At 70.1% G+C, this 20,203-nt stretch carries 19 protein-coding genes; 4 read left to right on the plus strand and 15 right to left on the minus strand.

The features are described from left to right. Window positions 1–13 precede the first annotated feature (13 nt). The 6 genes from ACIP93_RS20750 to ACIP93_RS20775 form a co-directional block, all read right to left on the minus strand. The gene (locus tag ACIP93_RS20750; protein WP_345224678.1) at window positions 14–982 is read right to left on the minus strand and encodes a WYL domain-containing protein; all 969 of its coding nucleotides are present in this window, start codon (window positions 980–982) and stop codon (window positions 14–16) included. An 18-nt stretch (window positions 983–1,000) separates the two neighbouring features. After that, window positions 1,001–1,960 (minus strand): WYL domain-containing protein, encoded by a 960-nt coding sequence (locus ACIP93_RS20755; RefSeq protein ID WP_345224676.1) that lies wholly within the window; start codon window positions 1,958–1,960, stop codon window positions 1,001–1,003. A gap of 245 nt (window positions 1,961–2,205) precedes the next feature. Continuing rightward, complete coding sequence (locus tag ACIP93_RS20760; protein WP_345224673.1) at window positions 2,206–2,580, minus strand: FKBP-type peptidyl-prolyl cis-trans isomerase; 375 nt, start codon at window positions 2,578–2,580, stop codon at window positions 2,206–2,208. Between the two features lie 42 nt (window positions 2,581–2,622). Continuing rightward, window positions 2,623–3,639, minus strand: a complete 1,017-nt coding sequence (locus ACIP93_RS20765; protein WP_345224671.1) for an FKBP-type peptidyl-prolyl cis-trans isomerase — start codon at window positions 3,637–3,639, stop codon at window positions 2,623–2,625. A gap of 192 nt (window positions 3,640–3,831) precedes the next feature. Beyond that, window positions 3,832–5,193, minus strand: a complete 1,362-nt coding sequence (pafA, locus tag ACIP93_RS20770; RefSeq protein WP_345224669.1) for a Pup--protein ligase — start codon at window positions 5,191–5,193, stop codon at window positions 3,832–3,834. 9 nt (window positions 5,194–5,202) lie between these two features. Next, entirely contained in the window at window positions 5,203–6,471 is a 1,269-nt protein-coding gene (locus ACIP93_RS20775; RefSeq protein ID WP_401760859.1) for an MFS transporter, read from the minus strand. A gap of 136 nt (window positions 6,472–6,607) precedes the next feature. Between ACIP93_RS20775 and ACIP93_RS20780 the strand changes: the two genes are divergently transcribed. Continuing rightward, the gene (locus ACIP93_RS20780) at window positions 6,608–7,705 is read left to right on the plus strand and encodes a LacI family DNA-binding transcriptional regulator (RefSeq protein ID WP_401760860.1); all 1,098 of its coding nucleotides are present in this window, start codon (window positions 6,608–6,610) and stop codon (window positions 7,703–7,705) included. A gap of 60 nt (window positions 7,706–7,765) precedes the next feature. Here the strand turns inward: ACIP93_RS20780 and prcA are convergent, their stop codons facing one another. From prcA to arc, 6 genes are all read right to left on the minus strand, one after another. Then, window positions 7,766–8,515, minus strand: a complete 750-nt coding sequence (gene prcA / locus ACIP93_RS20785) for a proteasome subunit alpha (protein WP_345224663.1) — start codon at window positions 8,513–8,515, stop codon at window positions 7,766–7,768. A gap of 54 nt (window positions 8,516–8,569) precedes the next feature. Next, complete coding sequence (prcB, locus tag ACIP93_RS20790) at window positions 8,570–9,418, minus strand: proteasome subunit beta (protein ID WP_345224660.1); 849 nt, start codon at window positions 9,416–9,418, stop codon at window positions 8,570–8,572. Next, entirely contained in the window at window positions 9,370–9,963 is a 594-nt protein-coding gene (locus tag ACIP93_RS20795) for an endonuclease VII domain-containing protein (RefSeq protein ID WP_401760862.1), read from the minus strand. Before ACIP93_RS20795 ends, prcB begins: the two co-directional genes overlap by 49 nt. Before the next feature lie 6 nt (window positions 9,964–9,969). After that, window positions 9,970–10,188, minus strand: coding sequence for a ubiquitin-like protein Pup (locus ACIP93_RS20800; protein WP_189828432.1), 219 nt, complete (start codon window positions 10,186–10,188; stop codon window positions 9,970–9,972). Window positions 10,189–10,312: 124 nt separating this feature from the next. Continuing rightward, window positions 10,313–11,824: a depupylase/deamidase Dop gene (dop, locus tag ACIP93_RS20805; RefSeq protein WP_345224653.1), complete on the minus strand. Its 1,512-nt coding sequence runs from the start codon at window positions 11,822–11,824 to the stop codon at window positions 10,313–10,315. A gap of 274 nt (window positions 11,825–12,098) precedes the next feature. Next, complete coding sequence (gene arc, locus ACIP93_RS20810) at window positions 12,099–13,865, minus strand: proteasome ATPase (protein WP_345224650.1); 1,767 nt, start codon at window positions 13,863–13,865, stop codon at window positions 12,099–12,101. A gap of 243 nt (window positions 13,866–14,108) precedes the next feature. On the opposite strand from arc, the gene ACIP93_RS20815 reads away from it, so the two are divergent. Beyond that, a complete protein-coding gene (locus ACIP93_RS20815) occupies window positions 14,109–14,429 on the plus strand; it encodes a ferredoxin (protein WP_189828463.1) in 321 nt (106 codons plus the stop codon). 14 nt (window positions 14,430–14,443) lie between these two features. Here the strand turns inward: ACIP93_RS20815 and ACIP93_RS20820 are convergent, their stop codons facing one another. The 3 genes from ACIP93_RS20820 to ACIP93_RS20830 form a co-directional block, all read right to left on the minus strand. Further along, the gene (locus tag ACIP93_RS20820; RefSeq protein WP_380837842.1) at window positions 14,444–15,061 is read right to left on the minus strand and encodes a hypothetical protein; all 618 of its coding nucleotides are present in this window, start codon (window positions 15,059–15,061) and stop codon (window positions 14,444–14,446) included. A 229-nt stretch (window positions 15,062–15,290) separates the two neighbouring features. Further along, complete coding sequence (locus ACIP93_RS20825) at window positions 15,291–16,202, minus strand: tRNA (adenine-N1)-methyltransferase (RefSeq protein WP_345224645.1); 912 nt, start codon at window positions 16,200–16,202, stop codon at window positions 15,291–15,293. Window positions 16,203–16,246: 44 nt separating this feature from the next. Next, window positions 16,247–17,995 carry a site-2 protease family protein gene (locus tag ACIP93_RS20830; RefSeq protein WP_401760865.1) on the minus strand — a complete coding sequence of 583 codons (1,749 nt, stop codon included), beginning with the start codon at window positions 17,993–17,995 and terminating at the stop codon, window positions 16,247–16,249. A 185-nt stretch (window positions 17,996–18,180) separates the two neighbouring features. Here ACIP93_RS20830 and ACIP93_RS20835 point away from each other — a divergent pair, with 185 nt between their 5' ends. Together ACIP93_RS20835 and ACIP93_RS20840 are read left to right on the plus strand one after the other, a co-directional pair. Continuing rightward, entirely contained in the window at window positions 18,181–19,038 is an 858-nt protein-coding gene (locus ACIP93_RS20835; protein WP_401760867.1) for a RecB family exonuclease, read from the plus strand. A 323-nt stretch (window positions 19,039–19,361) separates the two neighbouring features. Continuing rightward, window positions 19,362–20,033 (plus strand): response regulator transcription factor, encoded by a 672-nt coding sequence (locus tag ACIP93_RS20840; protein WP_345224640.1) that lies wholly within the window; start codon window positions 19,362–19,364, stop codon window positions 20,031–20,033. Window positions 20,034–20,203: the final 170 nt, after the last annotated feature.

Raw genomic sequence — 20,203 nt, forward strand, 5'->3', positions numbered from 1 at the left:
CTCCCCGGTGCCGCTACGCGGGCCCGCCCGGCTGCGCCTCGTACGCCGCCAGCGCCTCCCGCGCCGCCTCCCGGGCGCTCACCGCGAGACCCGCCGGCGACACGATCCGCCCGTCTCGGCCCAGCCGCAGCGCCAGCCGGCGCAGGGACGCCGGGTCGGGGGTGCGCAGCGTGACCCGCAGGCCGCCGTCGGGCAGCTCCTCGGCGCTGTCGTGCGGGTAGTACTCGGCGACCCAGCGTCCGCCCGGCCCGACCTCCACCACGACCTCCGGGTCCTCCGCCGCGGGCTGCACCAGCCCCTCCGACAGGTCCCGCAGCTCGATCCGGGGCGGCGCTGACGGCTCGTCGAGCAGCTTGATCTCCGCGACCCGGTCGAGGCGGAAGGTGCGCCGCGCCTCCGACAGGCGGCACCACGCCTCCATGTACGTGTGGCCCACCGCGAACAGGCGGATCGGGTCCACCTCGCGCTCGGTCAGCTCGTCCCGGGCGGGCGAGTAGTAGCGCAGCCACAGCCGGCGCCGCTCCGAGATCGCCCGGTCGACGTCCGCGAAGACCCCGCCCTCCGACTCGAACGTCACCGAGAGCCGGGAGCTCGCCCCCGCCGCCTCACCGGCCGCCGCCTCCAGCTTCGCCGTCGCCCGCAGCAGCGCCTGCCGGTCGCCCTCGCGCAGCCCCGGCAGCGTGGAGACCGCGCGCGCCGCCACCAGCAGCGCCGTCGCCTCGTCGGCGGCCAGCCGCAGCGGCTCCGCCACGTCGTCGGGGTTGTGCCACCAGATGCGCTCGCCGTCGGTGTCGATGTCGAGCAGGTCACCGCCCCGGAAACTGGTCCCGCACATCGGCAGCACGTCCAGGTCCGAGATCAGCTCGTCCTGGGTGATCCCGAAGGCCCGCGCCACGTCCTCGATGTACGCGCCGGGCCGCTCCCGCAGATACGTCACCAGCGACAGCATCCGCCGCGTCTGGTCAATGGCATTCGTCGCCATGAAGAAAGCTCCCGCCCCTCAGCCCTTGGCCACGGCGCGCAGCCGGTCCACGACATCCGCCCGCAGGTCCGCGGGCTCCAGCACCACCACGTCGGGCCCGAACTCCACCAGCCACGCGTCCAGGCCGTGCCCGTACGGAATCGCCAGCTCGTCCCAGCCGTCGCCCAGCTCCCGCGCCGCGGTGGCCCGCTCGCGCAGCGGATACCCGGCCCCCGCCCGCAGCTTGATCAGCGCGCTGCGGGTCGCGGTCTCCCCCGCCCAGCTCTCCACCGTCTCCCGCACCGTCACCACGTCCGGCACCTCCGCGGTGAACCGCCCCGTCCTGGACCGCACCTTCCCGGTGATCCGCGACAGCCGGAACACCCGCTCCGCACCCCGGTCGCGGTCCCAGCCCGCCAGATACCAGTGGCCCCGCCAGCACTCCAGCGTCCACGGCTCCACCTGCCGCGGCTCCGGCCGCGCCGCCGTCGCCTTGCGGTAGTCGAAGACCACGGGCCGCCGGTCCCGGCAGGCCAGCATCAACGGCTCGAACGCCGCCTCGTGCACCGGAATCCTCGGCTCCAGCGCACTGGGCGGCTGGGCGGCGTACGGGTCCTCCGCCTCCGGCATCCCCGCCGCGCGCAGCTTCTGCAGCGCGCCCGAGGCCGCGCCCGCGAGCCGGGCCTGCTGCCACACCTTCGCGGCGAGCCCCAGCGCGGCGGCCTCCTCGGCGTCCAGCTGGATCGCGGGCAGCCGGTTGCTGTCCCGGCGGGCCAGGTACCCGGCGTCGCCGTCCAGGTTCTCCACCGTCTCGATGACCAGGCCGAGCTCGCGCAGATCGTCCTTGTCGCGCTCGAACATCCGGTTGAAGGACTCCTCGTTGCCCGCCTCCAGATAGGCCTCGATGGACTCCTTCAGCTCACGCTTGCTGAGCGGGCGCCGCGTCCCCAGCAGGCACAGCGCCAGGTTCATCAAACGCTCGGCCTTGGCAATCGCCATCGACGCCCTCTCTCCCCAGATGCGCGCCACCAACCGTCCGGGCGCTACGACCGTCGACCGTACCGCCCCGGGGTGTCGCCGCGAAAGCCGAGGGCCCCTCCGGCAGGCCCCCGCCCGCCCCCGGACCCCGGGGAAGACCCAGAGGGCCCGAGAGGGCGCCGAGACCCCGGGAGGACGCCGAGGGCCCCCGCCGGGGAGGCGGGGGCCCTCGCACCACACACGGCGGCGGCGTACACACGCTGCGATCAGACGGACACCAGGTCGCAGACGAAGATCAGCGTCTCGCCCGGGGCGATCACACCGCCGCCCGCGCCGCGGTCGCCGTAGGCCAGGTTCGCCGGGATCGTCAGCCGGCGGCGGCCGCCGACCTTCATGCCCTGCACGCCCTGGTCCCAGCCCTTGATGACCTGACCGGCGCCGAGCTGGAACTCCAGCGGGGTGCCGCGGTTCCACGAGGCGTCGAACTCCTCGCCGGTGGAGAACGCCACGCCCACGTAGTGGACCTTGACGTAGGCACCGGCCTTCGCCTCGGGACCGTCGCCCTCCCAGATGTCGACGATCTCCAGGTCCGTGGGAACGGGGCCCTCGGGGAAGTCGATCTCGGGCTTCTCGATGCTCACAGGTCTGCTCCTACTTCGTACATGTCGGACAACGGGACAGTCTTACATTGCCGCGAGGATGTCCACCACGAAGACCAGCGTGGAATTGGCCGGCAGGGCCTCGCCACGGGCCTGGTCCTTGTACGCCTGCGCCGCCGGAACGATCAGCATGACCCGGCTGCCGACCTTCTTGCCGACCAGACCCTTGTCCCAGCCCTCGATGACCTGACCGGCGCCGATGGCCGTGTTGAACGGCTCGCCCCGCTTCCAACTCGAGTCGAACAGCTCCGCCTTCGGCTTGCCCTTGTTCAGCTCCCAGGCCGCACCGCTGTAGTGCATGTACACGGTCTGGCCGTTCTTCACCTCGGGGCCGTCGCCCTCGATCAGCGTCTCCGAGACCAGCTTCTTCGGCGGGTCGTTCTTCGGAATCGTGATCGTGGCCGGCTCCGGCTTGTCCGCGACGATCTTCGGCTGGTCGGCGGCGGTGTCCTTCTGCTTGCCCTCGGCCATCTTCGGCATGACCTTCTGCAGGTCCAGCACGAAGACCAGGTTGTCCGTGGGGCCGACACCCATCTGCGGCTGCCCCTGCGCACCGAACGCGGCGGCCGGCGGCGCCACCACCAGCAGCCGGCTGCCCAGCTTCTTGCCCAGCACCGCCTGCGAGAACGCCGGAATCACCGTCGGCGAACCCGCCGAGATGATCTGCGGCGGAGCGGCCTTCTCGCCGTACGAGCCGCCCAGCGCCTTGCCGCCCTTCCAGATCTTCGCCTCGTACCCGGTGATCACCTGGTCGCCCTTCTTGACCTCCGCGCCGTCACCCTCCTTCAGGGTGTTCACCACGAACTTGCCGCTCGGGTCGCCCTTGGGGATCGTCACCTCGGGCTGCTTGCCCACCTCGCCCTTCACCGTGGGCATCGGGTCCGCCGACTCCACCGGCTTCGGCGCCTCCGGCTGCTTCGCCGGCTTGTCCGGACTCGCCGAGGAACTCTTCCCGTCCGTCGGCTCCTTCGACTCACCGCCCCCGCACGCGGTCAGAGCCAGGGCCGGAACGATCAGAAAGGCTGCAAGTCGGCGTCGCACAAGTGTCCTCGGGGGTTGGGGGGACTGATGGCCAGTGGCCGCCACTCTACGGCCCGCCCCGCCCCGTGCGGCGGAGGGCGTGCGAGGGGGCCCCACGGACACACCGCCCACGGGGCCCCACGAGTGACGCGCACTGAGCCGCATGCCACCGGAAATCCGGCGGCCCGCCCGCGACCGTCCGGCCGCGCCCGCTCACATGCCCGCGATCAGCTTCTCCACCCGGTCGTCCACCGACCGGAAGGGGTCCTTGCACAACACCGTCCGCTGCGCCTGGTCGTTCAGCTTCAGATGCACCCAGTCGACCGTGAAGTCCCGGCGCTGCTCCTGCGCCCGCCGGATGAAGTCGCCCCGAAGGCGCGCCCGCGTCGTCTGCGGCGGCACCGACTTGCCCTCGAAGATCTTCAGGTCGTTGCAGACCCGCGCCGCCTGCCCCTTCTTCTCCAGCAGGTAGTACAGCCCGCGACGCCGGTGGATGTCGTGGTACGCGAGGTCTATCTGCGCGACCCTGGGATGCGACATCGTCATGTTGTGCTTCGCCCGGTACCGCTCGATCAGCTTGTACTTCATGACCCAGTCGATCTCGGTGCCGATCCGGTCCAGGTCCTCCGCCTCGATGGCGTCCAGCGCCCGGCCCCACAGCTCCAGCACCTTCGCCACGTTGCCCTCGCGGATCTCGCGACGGTCGACGAAGTCCACGGCCTTCTCGTAGTACTCGCGCTGCACCTCCAGCGCCGACGCCTCCCGGCCGCTGGCCAGCCGCACCTTCCGCTGGCCCGTGATGTCGTGCGACACCTCGCGGATCGCCCGGATCGGGTTCTCCAGCGTCAGGTCCCGCATCACCGTGCCCGCCTCGATCATGCGCAGCACCAGGTCCGTCGCGCCGACCTTCAGCAGCATCGTCGTCTCGGACATGTTCGAGTCGCCCACGATGACGTGCAGCCGCCGGTAGCGCTCCGCGTCCGCGTGCGGCTCGTCACGCGTGTTGATGATCGGCCTCGAACGCGTCGTCGCGGAGCTGACGCCCTCCCAGATGTGCTCGGCACGCTGGCTGACGCAGTACACCGCGCCCCGGGGCGTCTGGAGCACCTTGCCCGCTCCGCAGATCAACTGACGCGTCACCAGGAACGGAATGAGAATGTCCGCGAGCCGGGAGAACTCACCGTGCCGCGCCACCAGGTAATTCTCGTGGCAGCCGTAGGAGTTCCCGGCGGAATCGGTGTTGTTCTTGAACAGATAGACGTCGCCCGCGATTCCCTCCTCGTGCAGGCGTCGTTCGGCGTCGACGAGCAGGCCTTCGAGAATGCGCTCCCCGGCCTTGTCGTGGGTGACCAGCTCGGTCAGGTTGTCGCACTCGGGTGTCGCGTATTCCGGATGCGATCCCACGTCGAGGTACAGGCGGGCGCCGTTCCGCAGGAAGACGTTGCTGCTGCGGCCCCATGACACAACACGGCGGAAGAGGTAGCGCGCCACTTCGTCAGGAGACAGTCGGCGCTGTCCCCTGAACGTGCACGTGACGCCGTACTCGTTCTCCAGCCCGAAAATGCGGCGGTCCATGTCTGAACATTACGCCTGATGGCCCGAGCTGAAACCGGGTTCGACCTCACCGATTCGATCATTTTCGGAAGCCCCCGCCATGTTTACGGCGCCCTCCCCGACCTGAGGAACCGTCAGCACCCGGCGCGTCGCCACCAGAACCAGCAGCGCCAGCACCCCGCCGACCGCCGCCACCCCGAAACTCGCCGCCGTACCCCCCAGCTCCACCGCGGGCCCCGCCGCACCCGTCCCCACCGCCGACCCCACACCGAACGTCGTCACCAGCCACGAGAACGCCTCCGTCACCGTCCCCCGCGGCGCATGCCGGTCCACCACGATGAACGCACACGCCAACGCCGGCGCCAGAAACACCCCCGCCACACCCGCCAGCACCGTCATCGCCACCACTCCCGGCGTCAGCAGCAACGGCAGATACCCCACCGCCAGCAACGCCACGATCACCAGCAGGCGCGGCTCCGGAGCCCCCGCCCACCGCCGGGCCCCGTACCCGAGACCTCCCACCAGCGCACCCAGCCCCAGCGCCGCCATCAGCACCCCGTACACCCACGGCTTCCCGTGGTCGTCCCCGTACGCCACCCCCGCCACCGTGATCGAACCCAGCGCCACCCCGACGAAGAAGAACGACCCCAGCAACGCCAGCAGCCCCGGCGAACGCAGCGCCCCCAGCCAGTGCGCCTCGCGCGGCGCCGAACGCCACACCCGCGAAGGCTCCGACACCACCACCGACAACGCGCCCAGCACGCCGATCCCGTTGATCACCAGCAGCGCCGCCGCCGGCGACCACAGCGAGACCAGCACCGTCACCAGCAGCGGACCCACCGTGAACATGACCTCCTGGGCCACCGCGTCCATCGCGTACGCCCGGTGCACCTTGTCCCCGTCGCCCAGCACGCTCGGCCACAGCGCCCGCAGCCCGCCCTCCAGCGGCGGCGTGAACAGGCCCGCCACCACGACGGCCAGGTACGCGAGCACCGGGTGCCCGATCCCGGACAGGCACAGCAGCAGCATCCCCAGCGCCGACAGGAACGCCGCCGGCAACTGCACCCTCGGCTGCCCCTTCAGGTCCACCGCCCGGCCCAGCAGCGGCTGCCCGACCGCGTTGGAGACCCCGTACACCGCGGCCAGGGCGCCGCCCAGCGTGTACGAACCGCCCTCCGCACGCGTGAACAGCATGATGGCGATCGGCGCCGTCGCGTTCGGCAGCCGCCCCACCAGCGTCCCGGCCAACAGGCGCGCCGCATGGCGCGTCCTGAGCAGCTCGCCGTATCCCGCGGCCATCCGTCCCGCCCTTCTTCCCCCGGAACCGCCCGCCGGGCGAAGGGGTTTTACGTATAACTACCGCCGTCATACGTACCATGAGCCCAACCCCGCGGTCCACCCCGCACCCCCAGCGCCCACCCCCACGGAGAACCCGGTGCCCACCCCCGCACACCCCGCCCGCACCGCCCCCACCAGCAGGGACGTCGCCCGGGCCGCCGGAGTCTCCCAGGCCACCGTCTCCCTCGTCCTCGGCGACAAGTGGCAGGGCCGCGTCTCCCCCCGCACCGCCGCCCTCGTCCGCGGCGCCGCGGACGACCTCGGCTACCGCCCCAACCAGGCCGCCCGCAGCCTCCGCCTCGGCAACACCCGCACCGCCCTCCTCGTCGTCCCCGCCCTCACCAACGAATTCTTCGCCCGCGTCTACACCGGAGCCGCCGCCACCGCCGCCGAACACGGCTTCGGCGTCGTCCTCTACCCCTCCCCCGACGGCACCGGACCCGCCCGCGACCCCTTCGCCTCCGCCCGCACCGCCCTCGACGGCGTCATCGCCTCCTCCATGGCCACCCACGCCCTCGGCGCACTCCGCGGCACCGGACTCCCCCTCGTCATGCTCGACAGCTACCCCACCGACACCCACGACCCGGCGGACACCACCGACCCGGACGCCGACGACACAGACGCCACCGCCACGCACGCCACCGGCCGCCACGCCGCCGCCCACGTCAACCTCGCCGTCGCCGACGGCATGCACCAGGTCGCCCACCACCTCCTCGGCCTCGGCCACCGCCGCTTCCTCCACCTCGCCTCCGCCGTCGACACCTGGACCTTCCACGTCCGCGCCCGCGCCCTCGCCGAGACCCTCCCGCCCGGCACCACGACCCTGCGCACCGTCCACTCCGCCCTCGACGTGCACAGCGCCCGCACCGCCCTCGAAAACGCCCTCACCACCGGCACCGACCGCCCCACCGCCGTCATCTGCGACGACGACGTCCTCGCCGCCGGCGCCTGCAAGGCCCTGCGCCGCCTCGGCCTGCGCGTCCCCGACGACATCTCCGTCACCGGCTTCGACGACCTCGCCCTCGCCACCGCCGTCGAACCCGAACTCACCACCGTCCGCCTCCCCGCCGAACAGGTCGGCAGAAGCGGCATGGCCGCCCTCCTCGCCGTCCTCGAAGGACACACCCCCGACAACACCGAGCTCCCCGTCGAACTCGTCACCCGCGGCTCCACGGCAGCACCGGCCAAGCCCTGACACACCAGTGGCCCCGGACCGCATCCACGCAGTCCGGGGCCACCCGCAGAACTCTCGGCGCTACTCCTCCTCGGTGTCCGAAGGCACCTCGGTCGGCGCCGACGCATCACCGTCGGCATCCAGCAGACGCGACAACTGCCGCCCCACGATCCGCTTGAACTTCCGCTGCTGCGGCCGCGTACGGTCCAGCACCGCCACTTCCAGCCGCTCCGCCGGAATCTCCCGCTCCGTACCGTTGGTGTCCCGCGACAACGCCTGCACGGCCAGCTTCAACGCCTCCGCCAGACTCATGTCGTCACGGTGCCGCTGATCCAGGAAACCGCTGATCTGCTCCGCGTTGCCGCCCACCGCGACCGAACCGTGCTCGTCCACGATCGACCCGTCGTGCGGCAGCCGGTAGATCTGGTCGCCCTCCCGCTCGGTGCCGACCTCGGCGACCACCAGTTCCACCTCGTACGGCTTCTCCGCACTGCTGGAGAAAATCGAACCGAGCGTCTGGGCGTACACGTTCGCCAGACCCCGCGCCGTCACGTCGTCACGGTCATACGTGTACCCACGCATGTCCGCATACCGGACGCCACCGATCCGCAGATTCTCGTACTCGTTGTACTTACCGGCGGCCGCGAAGCCGATCCGGTCATAGATCTCGCTGAACTTGTGCAGCGCACGGGACGGGTTCTCGCCGACGAAGACAATGCCGTCGGCGAACTGCAGCACAACCAGGCTGCGTCCACGGGCGATGCCCTTCCGGGCGTATTCCGCCCGGTCGGCCATGGCCTGCTGGGGTGAGACATAGAACGGCGTCGACACCGGCTATCCGTCCCTTTCTGTCAGAGGCGAAAACATGAAAGAAGCTCGGGAAAATCAGAGGAGCGCGGCACGCGGGCCGTCGGGCTGCTCCAGACGCTTCTCCAGAATCGCCCGCGCCAGTTCGGCGGACTCGTCGTCCGACAACCGGCGGAAACCGTCCTCCGTGATGACGGTCACAATCGGATAGATGCGCCGCGCCACATCGGGCCCACCGGTCGCCGAATCGTCGTCCGCCGCGTCGTAGAGCGCCTGGATGACCAGCGTGGTCGTCTCCTGCTCCGACAGGTCCTTCCGGTACAGCTTCTTCATCGAACCGCGCGCGAACACGGAACCCGAACCGGTCGCCGCGTAACCGGCGGCCTCCTCGGAACGGCCGCCCGTGACGTCGTACGAGAAGATGCGGCCCTTCTCCCGGTCCAGGTCGTACCCCGCGAACAGCGGCACGACGGCCAGCCCCTGCATCGCCATTCCGAGATTCGACCGGATCATCGTCGACAGGCGGTTCGCCTTGCCCTCGAGCGAGAGCTGCGCGCCCTCGACCTTCTCGAAGTGCTCCAGCTCCAGCTGGAAGAGCTTCACCATCTCCACCGCGAGCCCCGCCGTGCCCGCGATCCCGACCGCCGAGTACTCGTCGGCCGGGAAGACCTTCTCGATGTCGCGCTGGGCGATCATGTTCCCCATGGTCGCGCGGCGGTCGCCGGCGAGGACGACCCCGCCGGGGAAGGCCGCGGCCACGATGGTCGTCCCGTGCGGCGCTTCGACGACGCCCTGCACGGGCGGCAGCACCCGGTTGCCGGGGAGCAGCTCGGGCGAGTGCTCGCCGAGGAAGTCCATGAACGAGGACGACCCGGGCGTCAGGAAGGCAGCTGGTAGACGCCCGGTGCTACGAGTGTTGGCTTCCACGCGTTTCCCTCCAGGTATGCGATGGCCCGGTTGAAGGTGTCGGGATCGTCTCCCAACTGGCCGAGGGCCGCATTGCAGTTGAAGCACAGTACGCCTCGGACCCTACCCGTCTCGTGGCAGTGATCCACATGCACGGCGGGGGCCTTCAGGCAGATCGTGCAGACCCCCTGCTGCGAGGCGACCATTTCGTCGCGCTGGGCTTCGGTGATGCCGTAAGCGCGCTTGAGGTGATGCGCTCGACTCTCCTCCGCCCGACACGGTTTGCAACGTGTGGCCAACCCATCTGATGCCGATGCGTTTTTGTGCCATTCACTATGCGGCTTGACTTGCCCGCAAGCTCGACAGTACTTATGCCCCTCAGGCGTTTGCACCCTCGGCCGCACATTCTTGCCCCGAGCAATTTGACGCTCTTGGTAATACGCGGCCCAGCATTCACGGCAGTATGCTTGAAGGCCGTCGCGGGATGCCTTGTTCCGCGCAAAAGCATCCCGCGACAAAAGACGCTGACAGCGTGAGCATTTCTTGACCGGAAGGGAATCGGACATTTACGCCTATTCTCCACCCTTCTGAACAAATCCACGCACGAACTCCTCGGCGTTTTCCTCGAGCACATCATCGATTTCGTCGAGGACGGAGTCCACGTCATCCGAAAGCTTTTCCTGGCGTTCCTTGAGGTCTTCCGACCCCTGCGCCTCCGCAGTCTGCTCCTCGGTCTCCTCGGTGGAACGCGTCGCCTTCTGCTGTCCGCCGCCGGTGTCCTTGGTCGCCATCTCTACCTCACCCCGCTCGGTTAGATGTTTTTCCTGCGGGCCGTTTGTCCGACCCCTGATCCGACCCTATAACCCGGGTCCGACATTCGCCTCGCACTTGTGTGATTCCCACCTGGGCCGCATTTCAGCCGCCCGAGAGCACCCGGACCAGATCCTCCGCTGACCGGCACCGGTCGAGCAGCTCCTTGACGTGGTTCCTGGTGCCCCGCAGCGGTTCCAGGGTCGGGACGCGCTGGAGGGAGTCGCGGCCCGGGAGGTCGAAGATGACCGAGTCCCAGGAGGCCGCCGCGACGTCGTCCGCGTACTGCTCCAGGCAGCGGCCGCGGAAGTAGGCCCTGGTGTCCTCCGGGGGCTTCGTCTCGGCCCGCTCCACCGCGCTCTCGTCCAGGAGCCGCTTCATCCTGCCCCGGGCCGCCAGGCGGTTGTAGAGGCCCTTGTCGGGGCGTACGTCCGCGTACTGGAGGTCGACCAGGTGGAGCCTGGGTGCGTCCCAGTCGAGGTTGTCGCGCCGGCGGTAGCCCTCCAGGAGTTCCCGTTTGGCGATCCAGTCCAGTTCCCCGGACAGGCTCATCGGGTCGTTCTCCAGGCGGTTGAGCACGTCCTCCCACCGGGTGAGGACGTCCTTGGTCTGGTCGTCGGCGTCCGCCCCGAACCGCTCCTCCACGTACTTCCTGGCCAGCTCGTAGTACTCCATCTGGAGCTGTACGGCGGTCAGTGACCGGCCGCTGCGCAGCGTGACCAGTTGCTGGAGGCCGGGGTCGTGGGAGACCTGGTGGAGGGTGCGGACGGGCTGGTCGACGGCGAGGTCGACGTTGATGAAGTCGTCCTCGATCATGGAGAGGACGAGTGCCGTCGTGCCGAGCTTCAGGTACGTCGAGATCTCGGAGAGGTTGGCGTCTCCGATGATGACGTGGAGGCGGCGGTACTTCTCGGCGTCGGAGTGGGGTTCGTCACGGGTGTTGATGATGGGGCGCTTGAGGGTGGTCTCCAGGCCGACTTCCACCTCGAAGTAGTCGGCGCGCTGGCTGATCTGGAAGCCGTGTTCGTTGCCGTCCTGGCCGATGCCGACGCGTCCCGCGCCGGTGATGACCTGGCGGCTGACGAAGAACGGGGTGAGGTGGCGCACGATGTCCGAGAAGGGGGTCTCCCGCTTCATCAGGTAGTTCTCGTGCGTGCCGTAGGAGGCGCCCTTGTTGTCGGTGTTGTTCTTGTAGAGCAGGATCGGCTGGGCGCCGGGGAGTTGAGCGGCGCGGTCGGCGGCTTCGGCCATGATGCGTTCGCCGGCCTTGTCCCAGAGGACGGCGTCCATCGGGTTGGTGATCTCCGGGGAGCTGTACTCGGGGTGCGCGTGGTCGACGTAGAGCCGGGCGCCGTTGGTGAGGATGACGTTGGCGAGGCCGATGTCCTCGTCGGTGAGCTGGCTGGAGTCGGCTGCTTCGCGGGCGAGGTCGAAGCCTCGGGCGTCGCGCAGGGGGTTCTCTTCTTCGAAGTCCCAGCGGGCGCGGCGGGCCCGGTGCATCGCGGCGGCGTAGGCGTTGACGATCTGGGACGAGGTGAGCATGGCATTGGCGTTGGGGTGGCCGGGGACGGAGATTCCGTATTCCGTCTCGATGCCCATTACTCGACGTACGGTCATGCGGCCCTCCTTGCCCGGCGCCGCCCCTGTTCTGGGGCGGGCTCAAGTACCGCTGGTTCTTTCGGGTGCGTGTGCGGTCCCGTCCCCGCACTGTGCGACCGGCGGTGGCGGTACGGAAGAGCCTAGAACGCCTTTGCGCTGGTGGGGAGAACGATTGCGTGTTTGCTCCGGAATGGCTTCGGGATGGGGGTGAAGCGGTGGAAGCGGTGGGGGGAATGCGTCGGCTGCGGATGCCGGGCGGGGTGTCCGCCGGCATCCGCAGCCGGGTTGCGCCTTACAGGTACTGGCCGGTGTTGGCCACCGTGTCGATGGAGCGTCCGGTGTCCGCGCCCTGTTTTCCGGTGACGAGGGTGCGGATGAAGACGATCCGCTCGCCCTTCTTTCCGGAGATGCGGGCCCAGTCGTCGGGGTTGGTGGTGTTGGGCAGGTCTTCGTTTTCCTTGAACTCGTCCACGCAGGCCTGGATGAGGTGTGCGATCCGCAGGCCCTTCTGGTTGTGGTCGAGGAAGGCCTTGATCGCCATTTTCTTGGCCCGGTCGACGATGTTCTGGATCATCGCGCCGGAGTTGAAGTCCTTGAAGTAGAGGACTTCCTTGTCGCCGTTGGCGTACGTGACTTCGAGGAAGCGGTTCTCCTCGGATTCGGCGTACATCCGCTCGACGACCGTCTGGATCATGCCGTGCACCGCGGCGTCCTTGGAGCCGGTGTGCTCCGAGAGGTCGTCGGCGTGCAGGGGCAGGCTGGCCTTGAGGTACTTGGCGAAGATGTCCTTGGCGGCTTCGGCGTCCGGGCGCTCGATCTTGATCTTGACGTCGAGTCGGCCGGGCCGGAGGATCGCCGGGTCGATCATGTCCTCGCGGTTGGAGGCGCCGATGACGATGACGTTCTCCAGGCCTTCCACGCCGTCGATCTCGGCGAGGAGCTGGGGGACGATGGTGTTCTCCACGTCCGAGCTGACGCCGGATCCGCGGGTGCGGAAGAGGGATTCCATCTCGTCGAAGAAGACGATGACGGGGGTGCCCTCGCTGGCCTTCTCGCGTGCGCGCTGGAAGACGAGCCGGATGTGGCGCTCGGTTTCGCCGACGTACTTGTTGAGGAGTTCGGGGCCCTTGATGTTGAGGAAGTAGGACTTCCCCTGGGGCTGTCCGGTGACCTCGGCGACCTTCTTGGCGAGGGAGTTGGCGACGGCCTTGGCGATGAGCGTCTTGCCGCAGCCGGGCGGGCCGTAGAGCAGGATGCCCTTCGGGGGACGCAGTTCGTGTTCCTTGAAGAGGTCGGGGTAGAGGTAGGGCAGTTCGACCGCGTCGCGGATCAGTTCGATCTGGTCGCCCAGGCCGCCGATCTTCTCGTAGTCGACGTCCGGGACCTCTTCGAGGACCAGGTCCTCGACCTCGCTCTTGGGGATGATCTCGTAGACGTAGCCGGAGCGGGGTTCGAGGAGCAGGGCGTCGCCGGGGCGGATGGTGACGTCCAGCAGGGGCTCGGCGAGCCTGACCACCCGCTCCTCGTCGGTGTGCCCGGTGACCAGGGCGCGTTCGCCGTCCTCGAGGATCTCCTTGAGGGTGACGATGTCCCCGGCGCGCTCGAACTCCATGGCTTCGACCACGTTGAGTGCTTCGTTGAGCATCACTTCCTGGCCGCGTCGGAGCTCGTCGAGCTCGACGCTGGGGCTGACGTTCACCCGGAGCTTGCGCCCGCCGGTGAAGATGTCGGCCGTGCCGTCCTCGTTGGCTTCCAGGAACACTCCGAAGCCGGCCGGCGGCTGTGCGAGCCGGTCCACTTCTTCCTTGAGGGCCACGATCTGGTCGCGGGCCTCGCGGAGTGTGTTGGCGAGCCGCTCGTTCTGGGCGGACACGCCTGCCAGGTTGGTCTGCAGCTCGACGATCCGCTCTTCGAGAATCCTCGTGTGACGCGGAGAGTCGGCGAGCTTGCGTCGCAGGACGGCGATTTCCTGCTCTAGATAGGCAACCTGTCCGGCGGGGTCCTCGGACCCTCGCGCGGGCCGGATGCCGCGGTTGATGTCGTCGTCGTGGGCTGCCACGGTCCTCACCTCCTCCAGGGGGAGCTGGACGCTTCCTGACCCTACCTGGGTGGGTGCTGGTTGAAACCCCTAGATCACAAACCGGATCGCGGAGTGTCTGATCTTCACCCTTGCGTACTCCCTCACAGTGGGGGGATACCCACCCAGCAACATCGGAAAGCGGGCGGTTGTATCTTCGAAGTGTTCAACACCCGTCAGGGCTGGCTTCAATTGGTGCATACCGCGCAGGAAACGGCAGGAGATATGACCGTGCAGGAAGAGGCTCCCACCGCGGACGGCGCCCAGGTCGGCGACCCTCTCGAGGTGTGGATCGATCAGGACCTCTGCACCGGCGACGGGATCTGCGCGCAGTACGCGCCGGAGGTCTTCGAGCTCGACATCGACGGTCTGGCGTATGTGAAGAGCGGTGACGACGAGTTGCTGCAGTCGCCCGGTGCGACGACGCCGGTTCCGCTCACCTTGCTGAACGATGTCGTGGATTCGGCGAAGGAGTGCCCGGGCGACTGCATTCATGTGCGTCGGGTTTCGGACAGGGTCGAGGTGTACGGGCCGGACGCCGAGTAGGCGGGGACCGGTCCTCAGACGCTGCGGGCGTCGGTGGTGGCGGAGCGGAGGAATTTTCCGTTCCGCCACTGCCATGTGGTGCGCTGCCTGGTGTCGGGGCAGCAGCGGGCGACGGCTTCGGAGGAGTAGCCGAGGAGGGTCGCGGTGACGGCGCGCCCGGTGATCGTGAGGCCGGTGGCGTTCTGCTGGTCGGCGGGGTCGAGGAGGGTGGCGACGACGCGGCCGCCGGTTCCGTTTTCCGCTGCGGCTCCGGCATTGCTTCCGGCTCCGGTTCCGGCTCCGGTGAGGACGTAGATGCCCGTGGACGGGGTGCCCATGCCGGTCTCGCAGCGGACGGCGGCGACGGTTTCGGGGGCGTTGTCGCCGTCGAGGTCGCCGGTTGCCCGGTGGACGACGACGGGCTTGCCGGCGCGGCAGCGCAGGGGGTAGGTGGCGGTGGCCGGGTCGGGGGCGGGGCGGGCCGCTGCCGGGGCCTGGGGTGCGTTGCCGGCCGCCGTCTGGGAGGCGGTGGCGGCGGTGGGCTGGAGGAGTCCGGCGAGGGCCACGACGGCTGCGGTGGCGGCTGCGGTGGCGAGCCAGTGCATCGCGCGGGGCCGGGTGTGTGCGAGGTCCGGGAGCGCGGTGTTCGGCACGCGGGGGTCTCCTGTGGGGCTGTGCCGGGAGGGGCGCCGGCGACGGGAGGGGTGCCGGAATCGTGCCACACGGGGCGGGGGGTGGGAATGCCGGGGGTGGGACTTCGTACAGAGAACGGATCGGTGGGGGCGGGCAACGAAAAGACGCCGCCGTCCCATTTCCGTGTCGGTACGGGAACGGGACGGCGGCGCCGGTCTGTTGGGGCGGCTGCGGGTGCGGTGCCTGGGCTCAGCCCTGGGCCTCGCTGGAGCCGCGCTCCTTGTTGGGGCCTTCGTAGTCGTCGCCGTAGGCGCCCTTGGAGGGGCGGCGGCGGCGCATGGGGGGCTCGACGCCGTCGGCGAGGCGCCGGGCGGTGACGAGGAAGCCGGTGTGGCCGATCATGCGGTGGTCCGGGCGGACGGCGAGTCCTTCGACGTGCCAGTTGCGGACCATGGACTCCCAGGGCTGGGGTTCGGCGAAGCAGCCGATCTCGCGGATGGACTCGACGGTCCGGGCGAGCTGGGTGGTGGTGGCGACGTACGCGCAGAGGATGCCGCCGGGGACCAGGGCCTTGGAGACGGCCTCCAGGGTCTCCCAGGGGGCGAGCATGTCGAGGACGACGCGGTCGACCTCGGTGTCGGAGAGGTTGTCCTGGAGGTCGCCGACGGTGAGGGTCCAGGCCGGGTGGGGGCCGCCGAAGTAGCGTTCGACGTTGCCCCGGGCGATGTCCGCGAAGTCCTGGCGGCGCTCGTAGGAGTGCAGCATTCCGTGGTCGCCGATGGCGCGCAGGAGAAAGGCGCTGAGCGCTCCGGAGCCCACTCCCGCCTCGACGACGCGGGCGCCGGCGAAGATGTCGGCGAAGGCCAGGATCTGCCCCGCGTCCTTGGGGTAGACCACGGCGGCGCCGCGGGGCATGGACAGGACGTAGTCGGGGAGCAGGGGGCGCAGCGCCAGGTAGGCGACGTTTCCCGTGGTTCGGACAACACTGCCCTCGGACGCCCCGATCAGCTCGTCGTGCGAGAAGGCACCCTTGTGGGTGTGGAACTGCTTCCCGGCTTCGAGCGTGAACGTGTAGTGGCGGCCCTTGGGGTCAGTGAGCTGGACCTGGTCCCCGACCTTGAAGGGCCCGCGTCGGCGGGCGGCACCGGTCGGTTCGGACATGTGACCAGCCTACCGGCTGCTGGGATGCCTTCTCACCGCGGTGGTCACGGGCGGGGGCGGGCCATGGCCTTGACGAAGGCGCGCTCGACGTCGGCGGTGGAGAGGACCCCGTAGATCTCGCCGGTCTCCTCGATGACGAGGTACTCGGTGGCGGGGGCGGCGCGGAGGCGGTCGAGGAGGGCTTCGCCGGCGAGTTCGGCGGGGATGCGCATGTCGTCGGTGAGGTCGGCGGCGAGGCCGCTGACGGCGACCCAGGGGCGTCGGTGTTCGGGGACGTTGCCGATGGCGGTTTCGCGGACGACGGCGGTGGGGGTGCCGTGTCCGTCGACGACGACGAGGGCGCGGGCGCCTGCTTCGTTGGCGCGGCGGAGTGCTTCGGAGAGGGGGGTGGCGGGTTCGACGGGGACGGCGCGGCGGGTGAGGGTGCGGGCGCGGAGGTCGGGGAGGTGCTGGCGCAGGCGGGCCATGCGGAGGCTGTTTCCGGCGCCGGTCCAGATGATGGCGGCGAGGATCGCGGCGAGGAGTGCGTCGAGGACGGTGTCCATGCCGGTGATGTCCTGGGTCTTGTTGCCCAGGGCGCCGGTGTGGGTGAGGAGGGGGAGGCCGATGAGGACGGCGACGGCGAGGGCGCGGCCGACCCAGGCGGCGGCGACGGTGCCGGTCATGGGGTTGCCGGTGATCTTCCAGACGACGGCGCGGAGCATGCGGCCGCCGTCGAGGGGGAGGCCGGGAAGGAGGTTGAAGGCGGCGACGATGAGGTTGGAGATCATCAGCCCGGCCAGCAGGACGCCGGGGACGGTGCCCGCTTCGACGAGGTCCATGGCCCAGTAGAAGAGTCCGGCGAGGGCGAGGGAGAGGAGGGGTCCGACGAAGGCGAGGACGAATTCGCGGCCCGGGGTCTCGGTCTCCTTCTCGATTTCGGAGACGCCGCCGAAGAACTGGAGCTGGATGCGCCGTACGGGGAGTTTGAAGCGGAGGGCGGCGACGGTGTGGGCGAGTTCGTGGACGAGTACGGAGGCGTAGAAGGCGACGGCGAAGAAGAGGGAGACGAGGTAGCGGGCCGCGCCGAGCTCGGGCAGGACGATGTCGAGCTGGCCGCCGAAGACCCAGGTGATGAGGGCGGCGACGAGGAACCAGCTCGGGGCGACGTAGACGGGCACCCCGAAGGGACGGCCCATGAGAAGACCGCCGCCGGGATTGCTGGACCGCTCGGCGGACGCCGACGGGGCGGGGGCCGCGTCCGTGCTGGTCGGGCCGCCGGGGGTGGGGGCGGGGTCGGGGGTGCGGCTGTCGTCAGGACCGGGGGCGCGGGGGCCGTCGGGGTCAGGGGTGCCGGTGGCGTCGGGGGCGCGGGTGTCGTCGAGGCCGGGCGTATGAGTGCCGCTGGGACCGGAGGCGCGGGGGCCGTCGGGACCAGGGGTGCCGGTGGTGTCGGGGCCGGGGACGCGGGGACCGGGGGTACCGGTGGCGTCGGGGCCGGGGACGCGGCTGCCGTCGGAGCCAGGCGTCCGAGTGCCGCCGGAACCGGAGACGCGAGTGGCCTCGGAGCCGGGGGCACGGCTGCCGTCAGGGCCGGAGGCCCGGGACCCGTCGGGGCCAAAGACGTGGCTGCCGTCGGGACCGGGGGCGCGGCTGCCGTCGGGGCCGGGGGTGCCGGTGGTGTCGGGGCCGGGGACGCGGGTGCCGGTGGGGTCGGAGGCGTGGGTGGCGTCCGGGCCCGGGGGGCGGGTGGCGTCGGGGCGGGTGTCGTCCGCGCCGGTGTGGGGGCGTCCGCTGTCGCCGCTCTCGTCCACGGTGTCCCTTCGTTGGCTGGCGTCTCGTCGGTGGTGCCGGGTGCTGCGCCGTCGGGTAAATCTTTGTTGAAGCCTGTGTCGACCTGGTGCCGTTGTGCGGGGCAATGCCCCGATCATGCAGTGCGACGGGGTCTGCCGTCGATGGTAGGCGGGCGTTGTCAGTGGTGGGTCGTAGGGTCTGAGTCATGAATACGAGTAGCGGTCCTGCGGACGTGGCGAGGCGGCCCGTGTCGTTGTCCCCGTCGCGGGCGAGCGACTTCATGCAGTGTCCGCTGCTGTACCGGTTCCGAGTGATCGACAAGCTGCCGGAGAAGCCGAGTGAGGCTGCTACCCGGGGCACGCTGGTCCATGCCGTCCTGGAGCGCTTGTTCGACGACCCCGCGGTGGAGCGGACGGCGCCGCGGGCACGGGCGATGGTGCCGGGGCAGTGGGACCGGCTGCTGGAGTCGAAGCCCGAGCTGGCCGGGCTGTTCGCGGACGACGCCGAGGGCGGGCGGCTGGCGCGGTGGCTGGGGCAGGCGGAGGACCTGGTCGAGAAGTGGTTCACGCTGGAGGATCCGACGCGTCTGGAGCCGGCCGAGCGGGAGCTCTTCGTGGAGACGGAGCTGGAGTCTGGGCTGCGGCTGCGCGGGGTGATCGACCGGGTGGACGTCGCGCCGACGGGTGAGGTGCGGATCGTCGACTACAAGACGGGGAAGGCGCCGCGTCCGGAGTACGCGGAGGGCGCGCTGTTCCAGATGAAGTTCTACGCGCTGGTGATCTGGCGGTGGAAGCGGATCGTGCCGCGCAGGCTTCAGCTGGTGTACCTGGGCAGTGGAGACGTGCTGACGTACGACCCGAACGAGGCGGATCTGGAGCGGATGGAGCGCAAGCTGCACGCGCTGTGGGAGGCGATCGTGGAGGCGACGGAGACGGGGGAATGGCGGCCGCGGCCGACGAAGCTGTGCGGGTGGTGTGATCACCAGGCGGTGTGTCCGGAGTTCGGGGGCACTCCCCCGGTGTATCCGTTGCCGGTGGTGCCGAGGCAGGCGCTGGCGGAGTAGGGCGACCGGCGCAGGCGCTCGCCGGGAGGGGGGCGGCCGCGCCGCAGGGGACGGCTGCCCGCACGGCAGGCCATCAGGGGCGCGGGGAACTGCGCGACCGGCCACGACGCACCCGCACCGAATGCCCGCCGCCCATGAGGCGCCCGCACAGGACGCCCGCCGAACACGACGCACCCGCACAGGACGCGCACCGGCCACGACGCACCCGCACGTGACATGCGCCACGCACCCGCCCGCGACTCCCCCCTCCCCCCAGCACCCGCGCCCGGACGCACCGATCCGCGCACAGGGCAGAATGGGGCCGGTCTAATGAAGGAGTTCCTGTGGCGATCCGCGTCCTACTGGTCGACGACCAGCCTCTGCTGCGCACCGGTTTCCGGATGATCCTGGAGGCCGAGCAGGATCTTGCGGTCGTCGGCGAGGCCGGTGACGGTTTGCAGGCGCTCGATCAGGTGCGGGCCTTGCAGCCCGATGTGGTGCTGATGGACATCCGGATGCCGCGGATGGACGGGGTGGAGGCGACCCGGCAGATCACCGGGCCGGGCCGGGACGGTCCGGCGAAGGTGCTCGTGCTGACGACGTTCGACCTGGACGAGTACGTGGTGGAGGCCCTCAGGGCGGGAGCCAGCGGCTTCCTGCTGAAGGACGCCCCCGCGCACGAGCTGGTGCAGGCGATCCGGGTGGTGGCGGCCGGTGAGGCGATGCTGGCGCCGAGCATCACGCGCCGTCTGCTGGACAAGTACGCGGACCACCTGCCGTCGGGTGAGGACGAGATGCCGGACACCCTGCACACGCTGACCGACCGTGAGGTGGAGGTCCTGAAGCTGGTGGCGCGCGGGCTGTCGAACGCGGAGATCGCGGCGGACCTGTTCGTGAGCGAGACGACGGTCAAGACGCACGTCGGTCATGTGCTGACGAAGCTGGGGCTGCGCGACCGGGTGCAGGCCGCGGTGTTCGCGTACGAGAGCGGCCTGGTGCGGCCGGGCGCGCAGTAGGAACGGCACGCGCTGCCGCACGAGCACGGCAGGTACTGGCGGTACGGGGGCGGGGGCGGGGGGGGGGGGGTGCGGCCCGCCCCCCCCCCCCGTGCCGCAATGGGACACCTGGTTGGTGAAACCCAGGGGGGGTATAACCGCGGGGGGGGGAGGGGGCACTACACGGCCGG

The sequence above is a fragment of the Streptomyces sp. NPDC088745 genome (genome assembly GCF_044751045.1).
GTDB classification, from domain to species: domain Bacteria; phylum Actinomycetota; class Actinomycetes; order Streptomycetales; family Streptomycetaceae; genus Streptomyces; species Streptomyces cremeus.